This is a genomic window from Bradyrhizobium sp. 1(2017) (assembly GCF_011602485.2).
In the GTDB taxonomy this organism is placed as follows: Bacteria; Pseudomonadota; Alphaproteobacteria; order Rhizobiales; family Xanthobacteraceae; genus Bradyrhizobium.
Genome location: NZ_CP050022.2, coordinates 92,088 through 113,719 on the forward strand (window position 1 = coordinate 92,088; position 21,632 = coordinate 113,719).

Here is a 21,632-nt window from a genome sequence, read left to right on the forward strand (position 1 = left end):
TCATGCGGCGAACAGCGGGGACTACTCGCCCACACCCATGACCATTTGAGCCGGCCTCCCTATATTGCCCTGATCCCGAATCAGGCAGCTCATGCGCGTCTTCAGCGTTCCCATCTCAGTTCCGTTCCTGCGCACGGTCGTCACGAGCTTGCTCGACGGCCGGTTGGTCGACGGATTCGAGGCGCGCAAGGAACCGGCGCGGCTTGCGGATGCGACGCTGTATCTGCCGACCCGGCGCGCGATGCGCGTCGTCCGCGAAATCTTCCTCGACGAGATGAAGGCAGATGCCGTCGTGCTGCCGCGCATCGTCGCGCTCGGCGACATCGACGAGGACGAGCTCGCTTTCGCCGAGGAGGGCGAGCAGTTCTCGGGCGCGTCGCCGCTCGACATTCCGCCGCGGCTCGGCGAGCTCGAACGCCGCCTGACGCTGGCGCAGCTCGTCGCCGCCTGGGCCAAGGGTCCGGTGCTGTCGCCGCTGGTGGTCGGCGGTCCCGCCTCGACGCTGGCGCTGGCCGGCGACCTCGCGCGCCTGATCGACGACATGGTCACGCGCGGCGTCGACTGGAGCGCGCTCGATGGACTCGTGCCTGACAATCTCGACCGCTACTGGCAGCATTCGCTCGAATTCCTGCGCATCGCGCGCATCGCCTGGCCCGGCCATCTCGCCGAGATCAACCGGATCGAGCCGGCGGCCCGTCGCGATCTCCTGATCGCCGCGGAAGCGAGGCGCCTGACCGCGCATCCCCATGGTCCCGTGATCGCGGCCGGCTCGACCGGCTCGATGCCTGCCACGGCAAAATTCCTGCATGCGGTTGCATCGCTGCCGCATGGCGCGGTGGTGCTGCCGGGGCTCGATACCGATCTCGACGACGACGCCTGGCGAACCATCGGCGGTGTGCGCGATGCGCTCGGCAAATTCGCCGAACATCCGGCCTCGAACCATCCGCAATATGCCATGAATGCCCTGCTGGGTCGTCTTGGCATCAAGCGCAGCGACGTCGACATCCCTCAGCCGCCCGCTGAAGGGGGCCGCGACCTCCTCGCATCGGAAGCAATGCGGCCATCGGCCAAGACGGAAGTCTGGCACGACCGGCTGAAGCAGCCCGATGTCGCCGCGAAGATCGCCGCCGGCATGACGAACCTCGCCGTCGTCGAAGCTCCCAATCCCGAAATGGAAGCGCTCGCCATCGCCATCGCCATGCGCGAAGCGCGGCATCTCGACAAGTCGGCGGCGCTGGTGACACCCGACCGTGCGCTGGCGCGACGGGTGATGGCGGCGCTGACGCGATGGGATCTCGCCTTCGACGATTCCGGCGGCGACGTGCTGATGGAAACCCCGGCCGGCGTTTTTGCCCGCCTCACCGCGGAGGCCTCGACCAAGGGCCTTGAGCCGCCGACGCTGCTGGCGCTGCTGAAGCATCCGATGTGTCGGCTCGGCCGGCTGCCGGGCGCTTGGAAGGCGGCGATCGAGGGACTCGAGCTCGCGATCCTGCGCGGCACACGCCCGCCCACAGGCACGGCCGGCCTGCTCCGCGAGTTCAACCGCTTCCGCGACGAGCTGGCAAAGCTGTGGCGCGGCGAGACATCCGCGCTCCACAGGGCCGAGCCGCGTGCGCGTCTCAAGGCCGAGGACCTCGATCGCATCCAGTCGCTGATCGATGCCTTGCAAAAGGCATTGGCGCCGATCGAGGGCCTCGCGACATCTAAGCCATTTGACTTCGCCGAGCTCGCGCACCGGCATCGCGAGATCATGATCGAGCTGTCGCGCGACGAGCAGGGCCTTTCGCTCGCCTTCGAGGAGCGCGAAGGTCTGGCGCTCGCCAGCGCCTTCGACGATCTCCTGCGCGGCGGCACGACCAGCGGATTGATGGTGCCGCTGCCCGATTATCCCGACGTCTTCCAGACCGCGTTCAGTGATCGCGCGGTGCGGCGACGGGACAGACCGGGCGCGCGCCTGCAGATCTACGGCCCGCTCGAGTCTCGCCTGATGCAGGCCGACCGCATCATCGTCGGCGGCCTGATCGAGGGCGTCTGGCCACCGGCGCCGCGGATCGATCCCTGGCTCAGCCGGCCGATGCGGCACGAGCTCGGCCTCGACCTGCCGGAGCGTCGTATCGGCCTGTCCGCACACGACTTCGCACAGCTGCTCGGTGGCGATGAGGTGATCCTCACCCATTCCGCCAAGGCCGGGGGCGCGCCCGCTGTCGCCTCGCGCTTCCTGCATCGGCTGGAGGCGGTTGCGGGCGACGAGCTCTGGAAGGCGGCCATTCGCGCCGGCGAAAAATACGTGCAGTTCGCGGGCGCGCTGGACCAGCCCGCCGAGGTCAAGCCGGTCAAGCAGCCCGAACCGCGGCCGCCGCGCGCGACACGACCGCTGAAAATGTCGGTCACCGCGATCGAGGATTGGCTGCGCGATCCCTACACGATCTACGCCAGGCACATCCTGCGGCTCGATGCGCTCGATCCCGTCGACATGCCGCTGTCCGCCGCCGACCGCGGCTCGGCCATCCACGACGCGCTCGGCGAGTTCACCGAAACCTACGCCGCTCGCCTGCCCGACGATCCCGCGCGCGTGCTACGCACGATCGGCGAAAAGTATTTCGCCCCACTGATGGAGCGCCCCGAGGCACGCGCGCTGTGGTGGCCACGCTTCCAGCGCATCGCCCGCTGGTTCGGCGAATGGGAGACCGCGCGGCGCGGTGCGATCGAGGCCGTCACGGCAGAGACGCACGGCGAGCTCTCGATCACGCTCGATCATCAGCGCAGCTTCCGTCTCTCCGCGCGCGCCGACCGCATCGAGCGCCGCCAGGGCGGCAGCTATGCGATCCTCGACTACAAGACCGGGCAGCCGCCGACCGGCAAGCAGGTCCGCATGGGCCTGTCGCCACAGCTCACGCTGGAAGCCGCGATCCTGCGCGAAGGCGGTTTTCCCGATATCGATGCCGGCGCGTCGGTGAGCCAACTCGTCTATGTCCGCCTCAGCGGTAACAATCCGCCGGGCGAGGAACGCATCCTCGAGCTCAAATACAAGCCAGGCGACGAACCGCAGCCGCCGGATACGGCGGCCGAAGAAGCGCGGGCAAAATTGGAAGCGCTGATCCGCGCCTTCGAGGACGAGAATCAGCCCTATACCTCGCTGAACCTGCCGATGTGGACGAATCGCTACGGCGCCTATGACGATCTCGCCCGCATCAAGGAATGGTCGGCGGCCGGCGGATTGGGGATCGAGGAATGGTGAAGGCGCCCCGCCCGATTCCCGACGAGGTGCGCGCGCGCCAGGCGCGTGCGTCCGATCCGACCGCCTCGGCCTTCGTGTCGGCCAATGCCGGCTCGGGCAAGACGCATGTGCTGGTGCAGCGGGTCATCCGTCTCTTGCTGTCGGGCGTGCCGCCGGAAAAGATCCTCTGCATCACCTTCACCAAGGCCGCTGCCGCCAACATGGCCGAGCGGGTCTTCAGTACGCTCGGCCACTGGGTGACGCTGGACGACACCGCGCTTGATGCCGCCATCCGCGCCGTCGGGATCCCGCATCCCGGCGCAAAGCTGCGCCGTGACGCGCGAAAGCTGTTCGCCTGCGCGCTGGAGACGCCGGGCGGCTTGAAGGTGCAGACCATTCACGCGCTCTGCACCCGCCTGCTGCAGCAGTTTCCGTTCGAGGCCAATGTCCCCGCGCGCTTCGCCGTGATCGACGAGCGCGACCAGACCGACATGATGGAGCGCGCCAATTTGAAGGTGCTGCTGGAGGCCGCGCGCGACCCTGACAGCATCACCGGGCGCGCGCTGCTGACCGCCATGGCGAGCGCCGCCGACGTCACGTTCAAGGAAGTCGTGCGCGAAGCCTGTCTGAGCCGCGACCATTTCATGGCCTGGACCGATGAGGCCGGCAACGCCGGGGCGGCGGCCGAGCAGATGGCGGCGGTGCTGGGTGTGGGCGCGGGCGACCGTATCGAGGATGTCGAGACGGAGATGCTCGACGGCCCATTCCTGCCGCGATCGCGCTGGGACGACATTGCCTTTGCGCTGGAGGATGGCAGCAAGTCCGACAAGGACCAGGCTGGCCGGCTGCGCGAGGCAAAGGTGTTTTCCGCTAGCGCGCAGGTCGATGCTTATCTCAGCGTCTTCCTCACCGACGACAAGCTGCCGCGCAAGGCGGTGCTGACAAAGAAGTTCTGCGATCACAACCCATCCGTCGCCCGCCTGTTCGAAGCAGAAGCGCAGCGCCTCGCAGCGCTGATCGAGAAGCGCCGCGCAGTGATCCTGCGCGACCGCACCGCCGCCCTGCTGCACATCGCGACCGCCGCTGCCGCGAATTACCGCCGCGAGAAGCAGGAACGCGGGCTGCTCGACTATGACGATCTGATCGACAAGACGCTGGCGATGCTCGATCGCATCGCTTCGGGCTGGGTGCATTACAAGCTCGACCGTGGCGTCGACCACGTCCTGATCGACGAGGCCCAGGACACCAGCCCGCGGCAATGGGACATCGTCGCGCACATCATCTCGGAGTTCACGGCCGGAGAAGGCGCGCGCGAAGGGTTGAACCGCACGGTCTTCGCGGTCGGCGACGAGAAGCAGTCGATCTTCTCGTTCCAGGGCGCGGCTCCCCATGAATTCGATGCGCGGCGGCGCGCGCTGCACCGGAAATTCACCGCAGCCGGGCTGAAATTCGATCCCGTCGCCTTCACCTATTCGTTCCGCTCGGGCGCAGCGATCTTGCATTCGGTCGACCACGTCTTCCGCGAGCCCCAGATCTACAAGAGCATCCATTCGGTCGAGATCGGCCACCCCCTGCACAATGCGCTTGCCGATGCGGGGCCGAGCGTGATCGAGCTGTGGGACTTGGCGGAAGCCGACGACCGGCAGGACATCGAAGGCTGGCGCGCGCCGTTCGACGGCGTCGCCGTCACCAGCCCCGAAGTGAAGCTCGCGCGCCGGATCCAGGCCGAGATCAAGCGGCTGGTCGAGAGCGGCACGCTGACCGGACACGAGGGCGAGCGCCGACCCCTGCGTTATGGCGACATGCTGATTTTGGTGCGCCGGCGCGGCAACGCGTTCGACGCCGTGATCCAGGCGCTGAAGCACGCCGGCGTGCCGGTCGCCGGCGCTGACCGGCTGAAACTGACCGAGCACATCGCCATCATCGACCTGATGAACCTTGCCGACGCGCTGCTGCTGCCGCAGGACGATCTCGCGCTCGCGGTCGCACTGAAAAGCCCGCTGTTCGGGCTCGACGACGACGACCTGTTTCGATTGGCCCATGACCGCAAGGGCTCGCTGCGCCGCGCGCTCGGCGAGCATGCGGCTGGAAGCGAAAAGTTCGCCACGGCATTGCGGTGCCTGGAAGCCTGCGAGATGCGGGCGCGCGAGGAGACGCCGTTCGCGTTCTACGCCTGGCTGCTCGGCGGCGACGGCGGGCGCGCGCGCATCCTGCGCCGCCTCGGCCATGAGGCCAATGACGCGCTCGACGAATTCCTCGAGCTCGCGCTGAACTACGAGCGCAAGGCGCCGGCCTCGCTGCAGGGCTTCATGGCCTGGCTGCGCTCGGCCGACACCGAGGTGAAGCGCGACATGGAGATCTCGCGCGACGAGGTCCGGGTGATGACCGTGCACGGCGCCAAGGGCCTGGAGGCTTCGGTCGTGTTCATGGTCGACACCACCTCCTCGCCCGCGGACACGCAGCGACTGCGGCTGATCCATGTGCCCCGCGGCAATGGCGGCGAGGTCGTGGTCTGGGCCGGTCGCAAGGCCGACGATCCCAAGCCGGTCGCCGATGCCCGCAAGGCGATGCTCGAGGAGACCGAGGACGAATATCGCCGCCTGCTCTATGTCGCGATGACGCGTGCGGCCGACCGTCTGATCGTCGGCGGCTGCATGCCCGGCAACATGAAGACGGTGCGCAAGCTGAGCTGGTACGATCTGGTCGACACCGGCCTTACAGGCTCGGGCCTGGACAAGCAGGTCATCGAGACGCCGCTCGGCAAGGTGACGCGATTCGCCCGGCCGGAAGATGTCGCGGCGCTCGGCACACCCGCGACGCCCGTCAACCAGACCGTCGCCCTGCCCGATTGGCTGCGCTCGCCGGCGCCGCGCGAGATCGCCGACGACGATATGGTGCGTCCTTCCGGCCAGCCTGCCGAGGAAGGGCGCGCGGTGCGATCGGGCGAATCGGTCCAGTCCCGCGCCCTCGCATTGCAACGCGGCACGCTGGTGCACCGGCTGCTGCAATCCCTGCCCGATATCGCCAGCGAGCGCCGGCGGGAGGCCGCGCTCGGCTTCATGGCGCGCAACGCCGCGGACTGGCCGGAGGCCGACCGCAGTGCGCTGGCCGACAAGGTGCTGGCTTTGATCACCGAGCCGCGTTTCGCCCCGGTCTTCGCCACCGGCAGCCGGGCAGAGGTCGCCATCGTCGGCAAGCTCGACCGGCCCGGGCGGCCGCCCGCGCTGGTCTCAGGCCAGATCGACCGGCTGGTCGTTCGTCCCGACGAGGTCCTGATCGTGGATTTCAAGACCAACCAGGCCGCGCCCAGGAGCGCGGCTGAAGCGCCCGCCGCCTATGTCCGGCAGCTCGCACTGTACCGGGCGGTGCTATCGCGGCTTTATCCCCAAAAGCCGGTCAGGGCTGTCCTGCTCTGGACCGAGGCCCTTGAATATATGGAGATTTCAGCCCCCGCGCTGGACGCGGCGCTGGCATCCGTCCATTGCGGCGTGAGCGTCCTTGACCCGGCAAGGAGCCGTTCATAGGTTCACCTCATGATCCCGGGCGCGATTCCACGTCGCGCCGATTCTTTCAACCGAGTGAGGTACTCCAATGGCCGTTAGCAAGGTTTCCGACGCCGATTTCGAAGCCGAAGTGCTCAAGGCGAACGGCCCCGTGGTCGTCGATTTCTGGGCCGAATGGTGCGGGCCTTGCCGCATGATCGCCCCCGCCCTCGACGAGATCGCCGGTGCGATGGGCGACAAGGTCAAGATCGTGAAGCTCAACGTCGACGAGAGCCCGAAGACCGCGTCGAAGTACGGCGTGATGTCGATCCCGACCCTGATGATCTTCAAGGGTGGCGAGATGGCCTCGCGCCAGGTCGGCGCTGCGCCGAAGGCGAAGCTGCAGCAGTGGATCACGTCCGCGGTCTGATTCTCGCTTCTGATTATTTTCGACGACGGCCGGCGAAATGCCGGCCGTTCTGCGTTGATGGGACGTTCAGCGTATGACGAGTCCCGCCCTTGCCATCCCCTCCCGCAAAGCGCGCGCGAAAATCGACCTCTCCGGTGGCGATGGAAGCGCGGTCGGTCGACGCGATCCCGCGCGGCGAGGAATGGCAGTATGAACCCAAATGGGACGGCTTCCGCTGCCTGCTGTCGCGCGACGGCAGCGACGTCGATCTGCGCTCGAAATCAGGCGAGGAGCTCGCGCGCTATTTCCCCGAGATCGTTGCCGCTGCCTTGAGGCTGAAGGCGGATCGCTTCTCGCTCGACGGCGAGATCGTCGTGCCGCACGGCAAGAGCTTTTCCTTCGACGCGCTGCTGCAACGGATTCACCCGGCGGCGAGCCGCGTGAAGAAGCTCTCGCAGGAGACGCCGGCGCTCTACCTCGCGTTCGATCTGCTCGCGACCGCCCGAGAGAAACGTCTGACCGACAAGACGCTGCGCGAACGCCGACAGGCGCTGGAAGCTTTTACGAAGACCAATCTGAAAGGCAGCATCTTCCGCCTCTCGCCGTCCACGACGAGCTACGCCACGGCCCAAAAATGGCTGGCACAATCCGGCGGCGGCTCGGACAGCGTCATCGCCAAGCGCATCGACCTGCCCTACCAGGTGGGAAATCGCGACGGCATGCAGAAGATCAAGAGATTCCGCAGCGCCGATTGCGTCATCGGCGGCTTCCGCTATGCCACCAACAAGATTGCAGGCCGGAACGTCGTCGGCTCGCTCCTGCTCGGGCTCTATGACGACGACGGCCTGCTGCACCATGTCGGCTTCACCTCGGCCATCAAGGCGGAGGCGAAGCCCGATCTGACCGACCGGCTCGAAGCCCTGATCGGCGAGCCAGGCTTCACCGGCAACGCGCCGGGCGGGTCGAGCCGCTGGTCGACCGAACGATCGGCAAAGTGGTGTCCGCTGAAGCCGAAGCTCGTGATCGAGGTCTGCTACGACCATTTCAGCGGCGAGCGCTTCCGTCACGGCACCTCGATCCTGCGCTGGCGTCCCGACAAGGCGCCGCGGCAATGCACATTCGAGCAGTTGAAGCAGAAGGCGGCGGACCCGATGAAGCTGTTGAAGTAGCCCGCGCTCGTGCCCGGCTCTGCGGAGCAGCGCTTTGCGCCGCACCGCGTCCGGGACGCGAGAGAATTTACCTGAGCCATCCGGTCGCAATTGCCTGTGCCAGCTCCGGCTGTCCGTTGCGCCGCGCCAACTTCGCCATGGCCTCGTGATCATACGCGACGTGGCGGAACGTCACCCGCCAGGCACCATCCGCAAGTTCTAGGATCGCATAACGCGCGTGCGGCGTGCCGGCTTCGACGACGTGCGGGACTGGATGCTTGTCGCGATAACCAGGGCTGCCGACGCTGCCGGGATTGACGATCAGCCGGCCGTCGCGCAGGCGCACGGCGCGGGCGAGATGGGTGTGGGCGCACAGGATCAGCGATTGCGTGACGCCTTGCGCGAATTGCTCGATCCGGTCGAGCGGCGACAGCGCCACCGCGCCGTCGGGATGCACGGTGTCGAGCCAGTACACCTCGTCGCTGCCGGGCGTCGCGTGGCAGAGGAACACCTGCTCGCCGAAGACCCGCGTCATCGGCTGCGCGCGCAGCCATTCGAGTTGCGCGGAGTTGAGCTGTTCATAAGCGGGACGGTCCCACGAGCCCATCTTCTCCGGGGGGCGGTCGAGCAGATAGCGGTCGTGATTGCCGAGCACATGCGCTGCGTCGAGCTTCATCAGGATCTCGATGGTGCGGCGCGCGTCGAGCGGACCGCTCAGCATGTCGCCGAGATTGACGATGTCGGCAATGCCGAGCGCGTGGATGTCGGCGAGGACAGCCTCCAGCGCGAGGTAGTTTCCGTGGATGTCGGCAATCGCGGCAAAGCGCATTGGTTATCCCTACTCTCGTGCCCCGGACGCCGCGCAGCACTCCCGGCGATGCGAAGCATCGTCCGGTGTGGTGCGCTGCTGAGCCGGGGCCCATCTATGTGGCTCCTGGGTCCCGGCTCTGCGCAGCAACGCTTAGGCGTTGCAGCGCGTCCGGGACACGAGAGCGCCTATGCAGGAGGCGTGCCGTTGATCGCCAGCACGTGGCCGGCCAGATACAGCGAGCCCGTGATCAGGATGCGCGGCGGCACTTCATAGGCAAGCTTCGCCAAACCTCGCAGCGCGGCCTCGATGCCGGGCGCGGGCTCGACACGCATGCCGAGGCTGCGCGCGGCGTCCGCGAGGCGGTCGGCCGGCATCGCGTTCTCGGTATCGGGAATCGGCACCGCGATGATGTGACGGGTGAGACCGGCGAAATTGGCGAGAAAGCCCTGCGCATCCTTGTTGGCCATCATGCCGGCGATCACCACCAACGGCCGCGACACCCGCTCTTCGAGGTCGCCAAGCGCCGCCGCCGCGACGCGGCCGCCTTCCGCATTGTGCCCGCCGTCGAGCCAGATCTCCGAGCCCTGCGGTCCGAGAGCGAGCAATTCGCCCGAGGTGATGCGCTGCATCCGCGCCGGCCATTCCGCGCCGACGATACCGGCCTCGAACGCGGCCTGATTGATCTTGAGCCCCGGAAGAGCGCGCAGCGTCGCGATCGCGAGGCCGGCGTTGTCGAACTGGTGCCGGCCGAACAAGCGCGGGGCCGCGAGATCCATCAGGCCGCGATCGTCGGAATAGACCAGGCGTCCGCGCTCGACATTGACGTGCCAGCTCTCGTTTGCGGCAAACAGCGGCGCGCGCATGCGCCTCGCCTGCGCTTCGATCACCGCCATCGCGTCCGGCGATTGCTCGGCACAAATCACGGGCACGCCGCGCTTGATGATCGCGGCCTTCTCGCCGGCGATCGAGGTGAGCGTATCGCCAAGGAAGTCCATGTGGTCCATGCTGACCGGCGTGATCACGCAGGCCGCCGGCGTGTCGACCACGTTGGTCGAATCGAGCCGGCCGCCGAGGCCGACTTCGAGCAGCACCGCATCGGCCGGATTCCGTGCAAACAGAAGGAACGCGGCCGCCGTCTTCAGCTCGAACAATGTCGCGGCTTCGCCGGCATTGATGCGCTCGACCTCTTCGAGCGCGGCGCGCAGCTCGTCGTCGCCGACGAGCACGCCACCGCCGACGCGGCCGAGCCGAAAGCATTCGTTGATATGGACGAGATAGGGCGAGGTATAGGCGTGGACGCGCAGGCCCGAGGCTTCCAGCGTCGCGCGCAGATAGGCCAGCGTCGAGCCCTTGCCATTTGTACCGGCGATGTGGATCACCGGCGGCAGCTTGCGTTCGGGATGGCCGAGCCATTCGAGCAGGCGGTGCATCCGCTCCAGCCCGAGGTCGATGCGCTTCTGATGCAGGGCCGACAGCCGCCCGATCAATTCGCCGAGCGGCGGCTTTGCGCTGTCAGGGGACGCGTTCACGCGTGGGGCGCGGCCGGCGCCGTCTCGGCGGCCGATACGATCTGCGCCGGGCTCGCGACCGGCTGCACGGATTTCGACACACCTTCCTGCGCCGGCGCCTTGGTCAGCAGGCGGCAAAGCCGCGCCAGGGTCGGACGCAGCTCGTGGCGATGCACGACCATGTCGACCATGCCGTGCTCCTTCAGATATTCGGCGCGCTGAAAACCCTCGGGGAGCTTTTCGCGGATGGTCTGCTCGATCACGCGCGCGCCGGCAAAGCCGATCAGCGCGCCGGGCTCGGCGATCTGCACGTCGCCGAGCATCGCATAGGACGCGGTGACGCCGCCGGTGGTGGGGTTGGTGAGCACGACGATGTAGGGCAGCTTTGCCTCGCGCAGCATCTGCACCGCAACGGTCGTGCGCGGCATCTGCATCAGCGACAGGATGCCCTCCTGCATGCGCGCGCCGCCGGACGCGGCGAACACGATGAACGGCGAATTCTTCTCGACCGCAAGCTCCATCCCGCGCACGATGGCCTCGCCCGCGGCCATGCCGAGCGAGCCTCCCATGAAATCGAAATCCTGCACGGCGACGACGACCGCGGCGCCTTCGAGCTTGCCGTAGCCGACCTTGATCGCGTCGTTCAGATTGGTCCGCGCGCGGGCGTCCTTGACGCGGTCGACATATTTCTTCTCGTCGCGGAACTTGAGCGGATCGGGCGTGACCTCGGGCAGCGCGACGTCGTACCAGGTCTCATTGTCGAAGATCGACTTCAACCGGGCCACCGCGCCCATGCGCATGTGGTAGTTCGAGCCGGGGATGACGAACTGGTTGGCCTCGACGTCCTTGTAGAACACGAGCTGTCCGGAATCCGGGCACTTGATCCACAGATTCTCCGGCGTCTCCCGCCGCAGCATGTTGCGAATCTTCGGCCGGACCACGTTGGTAAGCCAGTTCATGGTTTGCTCCGATGTGCGAACCCGCCTCGCGGGCCGCCTGAAGGGATATATGGCGGCCGGGCCCCGGCCCGGCAAGCCGCCGTGTCGCCCGCCTTAGAGCATGATCCGGAAAAGTGTGAAGCGGTTTTCCGACACGATCATGCTCAAACTAAAGAGCTAAAGCGGAATTATGGCCTATTCCGCGGCCTGTTGCGCGCCCTTGACGCCCTGGGCCAAGGCCGCCGTCAACTCGGCCACGGCGTTAACGGTTTTGGCGGTCGCCCGTCCCTCGGCATCGAGGCTGTTCTTGAGCGCATCGACCAGCGCGGTGCCGACCACCGCACCATTGGCATGCGAGGCGATGGCGCGCGCGGCCTCCGGCGTGCGGATGCCGAAACCGACGCAGACGGGCAGCTTCGTATGTCGCTTGATGCGGGCCACGGCCTCGCTCACGGCCGCGGAGTCCGCGGCAGCCGCTCCGGTGATGCCGGTGATCGAGACGTAGTAGACGAAGCCCGAGGTGTTGGCGAGCACGGCCGGCAGACGCTTGTCGTCGGTGGTCGGCGTCGCCAGGCGGATGAAGTTGAGGCCGGCCTTCATCGCGGGAAGGCAAAGCTCGTCGTCTTCCTCCGGCGGCAGGTCGACGATGATGAGGCCGTCGACGCCGGCGCTCTTTGCATCAGCCAAGAACTTCTCGACGCCGTAGATGTAGATCGGATTGTAATAGCCCATCAGCACGATCGGCGTCGCGTTGTCGTCCTTGCGGAAGCCGCGCACCAGCTCGAGCGTCTTCTTCAGCGTCATGCCGGCCTTGAGCGCGCGCAGGCCCGCAGCCTGGATCGACGGCCCGTCGGCCATCGGGTCGGTGAAGGGCATGCCGATCTCGATCACGTCGGCACCCGATTTCGGCAGCGCCTTGATGATCTCGAGCGAGGTCGCCGGATCGGGATCGCCGGCCATCAGGAAGGTCACGAAGGCCGAGCGGCCTTGCTTCGCAAGCTCGGCAAAACGGGTGTCGATACGCGTGGTCACTTGCTCTTGCCCCTCAGGATGTCGCCGACCTGCGGGACGTCCTTGTCGCCGCGGCCGGAGAGATTGACGACCATCAGGTGATCCCGGGGCCGCTTCGGGGCGAGCTCCATCACCTTGGCGATGGCGTGCGCGGGCTCGAGCGCGGGAATGATGCCCTCGAGCTTCGACAGCAGCTGGAACGCGGCGAGCGCCTCGTCATCGGTCGCGGAGAGATAGGTCACGCGGCCGACCTCGTGCAGCCAGGAATGCTCGGGCCCGATGCCGGGATAATCGAGGCCGGCCGAGATCGAATGGGCGTCCTGGATCTGGCCGTCGGCGTCCATCAGGAGATAGGTGCGGTTGCCGTGCAGCACGCCAGGACGGCCGCCCGCGATCGAGGCCGCATGCAGCTGGGTCAGGCCATGGCCGGCGGCCTCGACGCCAAAGATCTCGACCGAGGGATCGTCGAGGAACGGATGGAACAGACCCATCGCGTTCGAGCCGCCGCCGATGCAGGCGACCAGCGAATCCGGCAGGCGGCCTTCGATCTCCTGCATCTGCGTCCTGGTCTCGTTGCCGATGATCGACTGGAAGTCGCGCACCAGCGTCGGATAGGGATGCGGGCCCGCCACCGTGCCGATGCAATAGAACGTGTTGTGCACGTTGGTGACCCAGTCGCGCAGCGCCTCGTTCATCGCGTCCTTCAGCGTGCGCGTGCCCGACTGCACCGGCATCACCTTGGCGCCCAGCATCTCCATACGGATCACGTTCGGCTGCTGCCGCTCGACGTCGACGGCGCCCATATAGACCACGCATTCCAGGCCGAAGCGCGCGCACAGCGTCGCGGTGGCGACGCCGTGCTGGCCGGCGCCGGTCTCGGCGATGATGCGCTTCTTGCCCATGCGCCGCGCCAGCATGATCTGGCCGAGCACGTTGTTCACCTTGTGCGAACCGGTGTGGTTGAGCTCCTCGCGCTTGAGGTAGATTTTCGCGCCGCCGAGATGCTCGGTGAGGCGCTCGGCGAAATAGAGCGGCGAGGGCCGGCCGACATAGTTCTTGAGATAACCGTTCATCTCGCCCTGGAACGCCGGATCGGCCTTGGCCGCGGTGTAGGCCTTGTCCAGATCGAGGATCAGCGGCATCAGGGTCTCGGCGACGAAGCGGCCGCCGAAATTGCCGAAATGGCCGCGGTCGTCGGGGCCGCTGAGGTAGGAATTGGGTTTGGCGACGGTCATCGGACACTCAACTCTTGGCTTGTATCTTGGCTGGCGCGCGCAGCGCGAATGAAGGCCTTGATCATCTCGGAATCCTTGACGCCGATGGCGCTCTCGACACCGGAGGAGACGTCGACGCCGCCGGCGCCCGTGACGCGAAGCGCCTCCGCAACATTGCCGGCGTCAAGCCCGCCCGAGACCATGTAAGGCAGGCCCAGATCGAGCCTTTCGAGCAGATGCCAGTCGAAGGGCGCGCCTAGACCGCCGGGGCGGGTTGCATCTTTCGGTGCGCGTGCATCGAACAGGATGCGGTCGGCGATGGCGGCATAGCCGGGCAGCACGGCGAGATCGGCCGATGTCGCGACCGGCACCGCCTTCATCACCGGACGGCCGAACCGCTGCTTGATGTCGCGCAGCCGTGCGACGCTCTCCTTGCCATGGAGCTGGAGGATGTCCGGCGACAATGCGTCCATGATGTTGTCGAGCGTGGCATCGTCGGCATCGACGGTGAGCGCGACCTTGAGCGCGCGCCGCTTGACCTGGCGGCCGAGCGCGCGTCCCGCCTCCAGCGACAGGTGCCGGGGCGATGGCGGAAAGAACACGAACCCCACCATGTCGGCACCCGCCTCGAGCGCCGTTTCGAGCGTCTCGGGCGTGGACAGGCCGCAGATCTTGACGAGCAGGGGCATGGTCTCAAGGCAAATGGAGGCCGCCAGGCGCGGCCGGAAAACAGGGCTTTCGGTTGCGGCCGCTTCTACAACGTCGCGCGTTGCTTGTCTCGCCCGATGGGCCCGTAAAGGCCGACCCCCGAGGGGACCGGGAGGCGCTGGGATTCGGGCCTGGCTGCGGCCATTTGAGCCCGCAGATCGGCCAGTTCGCCCCTGGCCGCCCGGGCATCCGCATCATTACGGCGCGCCGCACGCCGCCAATGCCGCTGGCCGAACCAGACGGCGCATCCCCCCGCCAGGACGCCAAGGGCGGCGACCAGGATCAGGAGCAGGAACAGCGGCAGGGTGACCGCAAGCGACGGATCATCCGCCAAGAAGGGATCGAGGGAGACGGTGACGAATTGCCGGTTGGCCACGGCGAAAGTCACCAGGATCAGGCCCAGTGGAATCACGATCAGCGCGGTCAGGAATTTTCGCATCGCGATCGCTCGTCTTGAATCAAGCCTGCAGCCGCATTATGCGGCCGTTCGGTCGTGCCCGGACGACAACGCTAGTCGGCCGCGCCGGGATCCGGATGGTCCCGGTTCAGCCGCTCGCGCATTTCCTTGCCGGTCTTGAAGAACGGAACGCTCTTCTGGTCGACGGGCACATGGGCGCCGGTACGGGGATTGCGCCCGGCGCGTGCAGGGCGATGCTTGACCGAAAAGGCACCGAAACCGCGCAGCTCGACGCGATCACCGCGTGCGAGGGCCGCTACGATCTCTTCGAGAATCGCATTCACAATGTTCTCGACATCCCGCTGGTACAGATGCGGGTTGTGCTCGGCGATACGCTGAACAAGTTCGGATTTGATCATCGAGAGATAGGACCCGGAAGCGTGCGGATGACCATTTCCGTGAAAATACTGTGATCTGTCAAGACGCTAAATCAAGGGTGGGCGTCGTGAAATTGCGTGACAAATGCCGAAAAAGCAGGCTGCCCCGGCACCCGCCACGCGGGAAAACCCCCGATTGCTCGCCTGGTTCCCTCAGTTTGACGCGGCCGGCTGCCACAAAGCCAGCATTCCATCCATTCCGAATCGATCGACCGCCTGTACGACGCCGGTTTGACCGATTTGCTGCGCAATCGAGCCTAAACCCAGCGCTTCCAGCGTCACGGCGGCGGCCGTCCTGAGGAACGTCAGATCGCCGAAGCGCGGCTGGAGCTTGTAATCGCGCACGCTCAGGCCCTTCTTGACGCCCTTCTGCTCGACCAGCCAGGTCACCGCCGTCTTCTCGTCGCCGATCTGGTCGACCAGCTTGAGATCGATGGCCTGGCGCCCGGTGAAGACGCGTCCATCGGCCACTTTCTCCAGCTGCGTGTCATCCATGCCACGCCGTTCCTTCACTAGGCCCCTGAACCAGGCGTAGGAATCCTTCACCAGCGCATCGAGCGCGGCCCGCGCCTCGGGGCTGGTGGGCTCGAAACCGTTGGGCGCGGCCTTCAGGGGCGACGACTTCACCTCCTCGACCTTGACGCCGATGGTCTTCAAGAGCTCGCTGACGTTCGGATACTGGAACAGCACGCCGATCGAGCCGACCAGCGAGCTCTGCTGGGCGACGATGTGATCGCTCGCGATCGCGGTGATGTAGCCGCCGGAGGCGGCAAGGCCCTCGACCACGACGACGAGCGGCTTCTTCGCCTTCAGCCGGGTCAGCGAGTCGTAGAGCTGCTCGGAACCGGCGGTGGTGCCGCCCGGCGAGTTGATGTGAACGATGACGGCAGCGGCCTGCGAATTCTCGAGCCGCTCCAGCGCCTGGGTGCGATCGGAATCGCTGCGGATCAGGCCCTCGATGTTGACGCGCGCGATCGAGCCGGCAGAAGCGAACGTACCGCGCGCACCGGGCGTCGCGATCAGGGCAAAGCTCGCAATCGCCGCGACCGCGATCAACGCTGCCATCACGCGCCAGAACGTCAGCTTGCGGCGGATCCTGCGGCGATCGACGATGATGTCAGAATCGAGCGACATCGAGATATCTCCAAATGGACGGCTGGGCGCGTTGTGCCGTCACGGCGTGACCAACGGCTTATCTGGATACATCAATTGCGGCGCATTTTGAAGAAAACAAGGCTGTGATGGCCTAGTCCGGATGCTGCCGCGCCTTCAGGCGTCGTCCCCGCGAACGCGGGGACCCATAACCCCGGGGAGAAGTGTGACGCGAGGCGCCCACTCCGAGTCCTCATCAAACCTCTTCCCGTGGTCGCGAAGAGCGCAAGCGCTCGCGCGGGGGTCCCGGATCGGCGCGCCGCTTCGCTGCTTGTCCGGGACGACAGTTGAGTATGTGGCAACAGAGTACGTGACAACAAAAAAGCCCCGGCTCGCGCCGGGGCTTCGATGCAGCGAAAGGACGTTTCGCTTACTTGCTGTCGCGGTTCTTCAGCGCGGTGCCGAGGATGTCGCCGAGCGTCGCACCCGAATCGGAGGAGCCGTATTGCGCGATGGCTTCCTTCTCTTCGGCGACTTCGAGCGCCTTGATCGACACCTGGACCTTGCGGGCCTTCTTGTCGAACTGGATCACGCGGGCATCGACCTTCTCACCGACGGCGAAGCGTTCGGCGCGCTGGTCGTTGCGGTCACGCGCGAGCTCGGAGCGCTTGATGAAGGTGGTGAAGTCGGTACCGGCGATCTTCACCTCGATACCGCTCTCCTTCACTTCGAGCACTTCGCAGGTCACGACCGCGCCCTTCTTGACATCGCCCGGCTCGGCGAAGGGGTCGCCTTCGAGCTGCTTGATGCCGAGCGAGATGCGCTCCTTCTCGACGTCCACATCGAGCACCACGGCCTTCACCATGTCGCCCTTCTTGTAGTTGTCGATCACCTGCTCGCCCGGAAGCTTCCAGTCGAGGTCGGAGAGGTGGACCATGCCGTCGACGTCGCCTTCGAGACCCAGGAACAGGCCGAACTCGGTCTTGTTCTTGACCTCGCCCTCGACCACCGAACCGGTCGGGTGACCTTCGACGAAGACCTCCCAGGGGTTGCGCATGGTCTGCTTGAGGCCGAGCGAGATGCGGCGCTTGACGGAATCGACTTCCAGCACCTGCACGTCGACTTCCTGCGAGGTCGAGACGATCTTGCCGGGGTGCATGTTCTTCTTGGTCCACGACATCTCGGAGACGTGGATCAGGCCTTCGATGCCCGGCTCGAGCTCGACGAACGCACCGTAGTCGGTGATGTTGGTGACGCGGCCGGTGAAGCGGGCACCCAGCGGGTACTTGGCTTCGATGCCCTGCCACGGATCGTCCAGCAGCTGCTTCATGCCCAGCGAGATGCGGTGCGTCTCGTGGTTGATCTTGATGATCTTGACCTTCACGGTCTGGCCGATCGAGAGCACCTCGGTCGGATGGTTGACGCGGCGCCACGCGATGTCGGTGACGTGCAGCAGGCCGTCGATGCCGCCGAGATCAACGAACGCACCGTAATCGGTGATGTTCTTGACCACGCCGTCGATGACCTGACCCTCTTCGAGGTTCTGCACCAGCTCCTGGCGCTGCTCGGCGCGGGTCTCTTCCAGCACGGTGCGGCGGGAGACGACGATGTTGCCGCGGCGGCGGTCCATCTTGAGGATCTGGAACGGCTGCGAGTTGTTCATCAGCGGCGCAACGTCGCGGATCGGACGGATATCGACCTGCGAGCGCGGCAGGAAGGCCACGGCACCGTCGAGGTCGACCGTGAAGCCGCCCTTGACCTGGTTGAAGATGACGCCGTTGACCTTCTCGTTGTTCTGGAACGCCTTCTCGAGCTTGCCCCAGCTCTCTTCGCGGCGCGCCTTGTCGCGCGACAGCACGGCTTCGCCGAGGGCGTTCTCGATGCGATCGAGGAACACTTCCACCTCGTCGCCAACCTTGAGGTCGGAGTCACGGCCGGGGCCGGAAAATTCGCGCAGGGCCACGCGGCCCTCGGTCTTCAGGCCGACGTCGATGACGGCCATGTCCTTTTCAATTGCAACCACCTTGCCCTTGACGACGGAGCTTTCCTGCAGGTTGCCGCCTGCGAAGGACTCGTCGAGCATCGCGGCGAAATCGTCGCGCGACGGGCTGTAGGTATCAGCAGAAGTCGAAGCCATTTGTTCTCCAGTTGCGGATGTCGTGCCGGCCGTTGGGTTCATGGGCGCATCGCACGCGCAGTGTCGGAAGGTCCGCAAAACCTTCGAGCGACCGCTCGCTGCTCCGGCTCGAGCCGAAACAGCGGGAGCGGGCCGGCTGAGGCCCGCGCGTTCGATACGTGGAAAATCCTTGTCCGGAGCCTGGATCGCGCCGGCCCCAAACGGGGACCTGACGTATCGACCTCAAAGAGCGGGAGCGGGCACTTCCTCCAATGACGGCTGCGGCTTAACCCCGCGGCCGGCCCGCTCGGACGGCCTCGATAATGTCGATGGCGGCCCGGACGCCGCCTTCTATATCCAGTTGGGAGTTATCAAGCAAGTAAGCATCCGGGGCCGGCTTTAAAGGCGCAATCGGCCGGTTCTTGTCGCGCTCGTCGCGCTGAATGATGTCGGCGAGCACGGCGGCCTCGTCCGCCTCTTCCCCCCTCGCTTTCGCCTCCACGGTCCGGCGGCGGGCGCGGACCTTGGGATCGGCGACGACGAAGATCTTCACGTCGGCATGCGGACAGATCACGGTTCCAATGTCGCGCCCGTCCAGCACCGCGCCGGGCGGATCGGCAGCGAACTGCCGCTGAAAATTTACCAGGACCTCGCGAACCCTGGGAATCGCCGAGACGATGGAGGCGCCCTCACCGGCCTTCTGGGTCTTCAGGGCGGGATTGCCGAATTTTTCGGGATCGAGCTCCAAGGCGGCCTGCACCGCGGCCGCCTCGTCGGTGAGATCGTGCCCGGACTGCATCAGGGCATAGGCCACCGCGCGGTAGATCACGCCGGTATCGAGATGACGATAGCCGTAATGGTGGGCGAGGCGCTTGCCGAGCGTCCCCTTGCCCGAGGCCGCGGGCCCGTCGATGGCGATGATCATGAAAACTCGGCCCCCATCGAACGCATCATCGGGATGAAGTCCGGGAAACTGGTTGCGATGAAGGCGGTGTCGTCGACGCTCACCGGCTGGTCGGAGGCGCAGCCCATCACCAGCGCCGACATCGCGATGCGATGGTCCATGTGGGTGGCGACAACGCCGCCGCCGGGAACGTGGCCGCGGCCCTCGACGATCAGATCATCGCCGGAAATCCCGACCTTGACGCCGTTGACGCGGAGCATCGCGGCGGTGGCTTCGAGGCGATCGGATTCCTTGACGCGCAACTCCTGCAGGCCGCGCATAATGGTCGTGCCTTCGGCGAACGACGCCGCCACCGCCAGCACCAGATATTCGTCGATCATCGAGGGCGCGCGTTCCGGCGGCACCTCGACGCCGCGCAGTTTCGACGCGCGCACGCGCAGGCGCGCCATCGGCTCGCCGGCATCGCCGCGCACCTCGCTCTCCTCGATCGAGGCGCCCATTTCGCGCAGCGTGGTGAACAGACCGGTGCGCAGCGGATTGGTCATGACGTCGGAGAACACGACATCGGATCCCTCCACGATCAGCGCGGCAACGACCGGGAAAGCCGCCGAAGAGGGATCAGCGGGCACCACCACGCTGGCGCCGTGCAGCTCGGGCTGCCCCACCAGCGTGATGCGGCGACCATGCCGGCCTTCGCTCACCGAGGTGATGTCGGCCCCAAAATGCTTCAGCATCAGCTCGGTGTGGTCGCGGCTGGCCTCGGTCTCGATCACCGTGGTGGTGCCCGGCGCCGCCAGGCCCGCCAGCAGCACGGCCGATTTGATCTGGGCGGAGGCGACCGGGGTCTTGTAGACGATCGGCAAGGGATCCCGTGCGCCCTGGAGCGTCAGCGGCAGGCGGCCACCCTCGCCGCCGGAGACAACCCTGGCGCCCATCTTTTCGAGCGGATCGAGGATCCGGCGCATCGGGCGACTGCGCAGCGAGGCGTCGCCGTCGAAGACGGCCGAGATCGGGCAGCCCGCGACGGCGCCCATGACCAGCCGACAGCCGGTGCCGGAATTGCCGAAATCCAGTGGCGCCTTCGGCTGGGCGAAGCCCCCAACCCCAACGCCTTGCACCTTCCAGGCGAAATCACCGGTGCGTTCGACCGTGGCACCCAGCGCCTGCATGGATTTGGCGGTGTTGAGGACGTCTTCGCCCTCGAGCAGGCCCGAAATCCTGGTCTCGCCGACCGCCAGCGCGCCCAGGATCAGGGCCCGGTGGGAGATCGACTTGTCCCCGGGCACCCGTACTTTCCCGGTCAGGGGACCGCTGGCGCGAGACTGGAGCGGCCTCGGTTGGTCGGAATGGGTCAAGATTCGGTCCTTGGATGGGCCCTCAGGGGCTGCGGCGCAGGTACCACATGGTCAGCGCCTCGTCACGGGCATGTCGTTCTCCCGTAATGCGCTATTGACAGCGGGCCGCCAACTAGCCAAGTGAAGCACCGCTTTTCAGACATTCCCAGGATTCCTGCCGTGGCCAAGTCCGAACTCGGAACCAAACGTATTTGCCCGACCACGGGCAAGAAATTCTATGACCTCAACAAGAATCCGGTGATCTCGCCCTATACCGGCGAAGTGGTGCCGATCGCCCCGGTGGCGCCCGCGCGCGCCTCCCGCGGTGCCGAGGCCCGCAGCATGGCCCAGGACACCACGCCGGAGCCGGCCGAGGCCGAAGAGATGGTCTCGCTCGAGGAGGCCGATGCCGAGGAGAACACCGGCAAGGTCAAGGCCGTCGTGCCCGAATCCGAGGACGACATCGAGGTCGACGAGACCATCGACGACGACGATGACGATGATTCGACCTTCATCGCGGACGAGGAAGAGGGCGATGAGGACGTGACCGACATCATTGGTGATGTCGGAGGCGATGAAGAGACTTGAGATCAGCCCTGATCTGTGAAAAAGGGTGCACCGCGCGAGTCGCCTGAGGCGCTCGCGGGCCGGGATGGATCCCCCAGGATCCTCCCCTCTGGACTTAGGGGCCATAGCTCAGCTGGGAGAGCGCTTGCATGGCATGCAAGAGGTCGGCGGTTCGATCCCGCCTGGCTCCACCAGCCTTCGCTCGCTTCGCGAGCTACGGCTCGGCAAGCCCTGGGGAAGTCCCTCGTAGCGAAGTGAGCGAAGGCTGCAGCGGCGTAGCCCGAAGGGCGAAGCCGGGCTTCACCAGATTGAATGCGGATGTAAGCTCCTCCCTCGACA

The 21,632-nt window shown here is 66.3% G+C and carries 17 protein-coding genes and 1 tRNA gene; 6 read left to right on the top strand and 12 right to left on the bottom strand.

Annotated elements, in window-relative coordinates:
• Positions 1 to 91: 91 nt before the first annotated feature.
• The 4 genes from addB to HAP40_RS00415 all read left to right on the top strand — a co-directional run bounded on the left by addB (position 92) and on the right by HAP40_RS00415 (position 8,277).
• The gene (gene addB, locus HAP40_RS00400) at positions 92 to 3,238 is read left to right on the top strand and encodes a double-strand break repair protein AddB (RefSeq protein ID WP_166811796.1); all 3,147 of its coding nucleotides are present in this window, start codon (positions 92 to 94) and stop codon (positions 3,236 to 3,238) included.
• Positions 3,232 to 6,741 (top strand): double-strand break repair helicase AddA, encoded by a 3,510-nt coding sequence (gene addA, locus HAP40_RS00405; protein ID WP_166811794.1) that lies wholly within the window; start codon positions 3,232 to 3,234, stop codon positions 6,739 to 6,741. The genes addB and addA overlap by 7 nt, the downstream gene beginning before the upstream one ends.
• Before the next feature lie 67 nt (positions 6,742 to 6,808).
• Entirely contained in the window at positions 6,809 to 7,129 is a 321-nt protein-coding gene (gene trxA, locus HAP40_RS00410) for a thioredoxin (RefSeq protein ID WP_008540017.1), read from the top strand.
• A gap of 140 nt (positions 7,130 to 7,269) precedes the next feature.
• Positions 7,270 to 8,277 (top strand): ATP-dependent DNA ligase, encoded by a 1,008-nt coding sequence (locus HAP40_RS00415; RefSeq protein WP_166819202.1) that lies wholly within the window; start codon positions 7,270 to 7,272, stop codon positions 8,275 to 8,277.
• A gap of 67 nt (positions 8,278 to 8,344) precedes the next feature.
• On the opposite strand, the gene HAP40_RS00420 is transcribed toward HAP40_RS00415, so the two are convergent.
• The 12 genes from HAP40_RS00420 to aroA form a co-directional block, all read right to left on the bottom strand.
• On the bottom strand, positions 8,345 to 9,085 hold the full coding sequence (locus HAP40_RS00420) for a metallophosphoesterase family protein (protein ID WP_166811792.1): 741 nt from the start codon (positions 9,083 to 9,085) through the stop codon (positions 8,345 to 8,347).
• Between the two features lie 167 nt (positions 9,086 to 9,252).
• Positions 9,253 to 10,596: a bifunctional folylpolyglutamate synthase/dihydrofolate synthase gene (locus HAP40_RS00425; RefSeq protein ID WP_166811790.1), complete on the bottom strand. Its 1,344-nt coding sequence runs from the start codon at positions 10,594 to 10,596 to the stop codon at positions 9,253 to 9,255.
• A complete protein-coding gene (gene accD, locus HAP40_RS00430) occupies positions 10,593 to 11,534 on the bottom strand; it encodes an acetyl-CoA carboxylase, carboxyltransferase subunit beta (RefSeq protein WP_166811788.1) in 942 nt (313 codons plus the stop codon). The genes HAP40_RS00425 and accD overlap by 4 nt, the downstream gene beginning before the upstream one ends.
• 174 nt (positions 11,535 to 11,708) lie before the next feature.
• Positions 11,709 to 12,545, bottom strand: coding sequence for a tryptophan synthase subunit alpha (gene trpA / locus HAP40_RS00435; protein WP_166811786.1), 837 nt, complete (start codon positions 12,543 to 12,545; stop codon positions 11,709 to 11,711).
• Complete coding sequence (gene trpB / locus HAP40_RS00440) at positions 12,542 to 13,759, bottom strand: tryptophan synthase subunit beta (protein WP_166811784.1); 1,218 nt, start codon at positions 13,757 to 13,759, stop codon at positions 12,542 to 12,544. Before trpB ends, trpA begins: the two co-directional genes overlap by 4 nt.
• Positions 13,756 to 14,427, bottom strand: a complete 672-nt coding sequence (locus tag HAP40_RS00445) for a phosphoribosylanthranilate isomerase (protein ID WP_166811782.1) — start codon at positions 14,425 to 14,427, stop codon at positions 13,756 to 13,758. The genes trpB and HAP40_RS00445 overlap by 4 nt, the downstream gene beginning before the upstream one ends.
• Before the next feature lie 65 nt (positions 14,428 to 14,492).
• Positions 14,493 to 14,885, bottom strand: a complete 393-nt coding sequence (locus tag HAP40_RS00450) for a lipopolysaccharide assembly protein LapA domain-containing protein (protein ID WP_166811780.1) — start codon at positions 14,883 to 14,885, stop codon at positions 14,493 to 14,495.
• Positions 14,886 to 14,956: 71 nt separating this feature from the next.
• Positions 14,957 to 15,262, bottom strand: a complete 306-nt coding sequence (locus HAP40_RS00455; protein WP_008539997.1) for an integration host factor subunit beta — start codon at positions 15,260 to 15,262, stop codon at positions 14,957 to 14,959.
• A 171-nt stretch (positions 15,263 to 15,433) separates the two neighbouring features.
• Positions 15,434 to 16,414 carry a signal peptide peptidase SppA gene (gene sppA / locus HAP40_RS00460; RefSeq protein ID WP_166811778.1) on the bottom strand — a complete coding sequence of 327 codons (981 nt, stop codon included), beginning with the start codon at positions 16,412 to 16,414 and terminating at the stop codon, positions 15,434 to 15,436.
• 388 nt (positions 16,415 to 16,802) lie between these two features.
• Positions 16,803 to 18,509 (bottom strand): 30S ribosomal protein S1, encoded by a 1,707-nt coding sequence (gene rpsA, locus HAP40_RS00465; protein WP_166811776.1) that lies wholly within the window; start codon positions 18,507 to 18,509, stop codon positions 16,803 to 16,805.
• 265 nt (positions 18,510 to 18,774) lie between these two features.
• Positions 18,775 to 19,413: a (d)CMP kinase gene (cmk, locus tag HAP40_RS00470; protein WP_166811774.1), complete on the bottom strand. Its 639-nt coding sequence runs from the start codon at positions 19,411 to 19,413 to the stop codon at positions 18,775 to 18,777.
• Positions 19,410 to 20,747, bottom strand: coding sequence for a 3-phosphoshikimate 1-carboxyvinyltransferase (gene aroA, locus HAP40_RS00475; RefSeq protein ID WP_166811772.1), 1,338 nt, complete (start codon positions 20,745 to 20,747; stop codon positions 19,410 to 19,412). The genes cmk and aroA overlap by 4 nt, the downstream gene beginning before the upstream one ends.
• 159 nt (positions 20,748 to 20,906) lie before the next feature.
• On the opposite strand from aroA, the gene HAP40_RS00480 reads away from it, so the two are divergent.
• Both HAP40_RS00480 and HAP40_RS00485 read left to right on the top strand, forming a co-directional pair.
• Entirely contained in the window at positions 20,907 to 21,314 is a 408-nt protein-coding gene (locus HAP40_RS00480; RefSeq protein ID WP_166811770.1) for a TIGR02300 family protein, read from the top strand.
• A 97-nt stretch (positions 21,315 to 21,411) separates the two neighbouring features.
• A tRNA-Ala gene (locus HAP40_RS00485) sits at positions 21,412 to 21,487 on the top strand.
• The last annotated feature ends 145 nt before the right edge of the window (positions 21,488 to 21,632 follow it).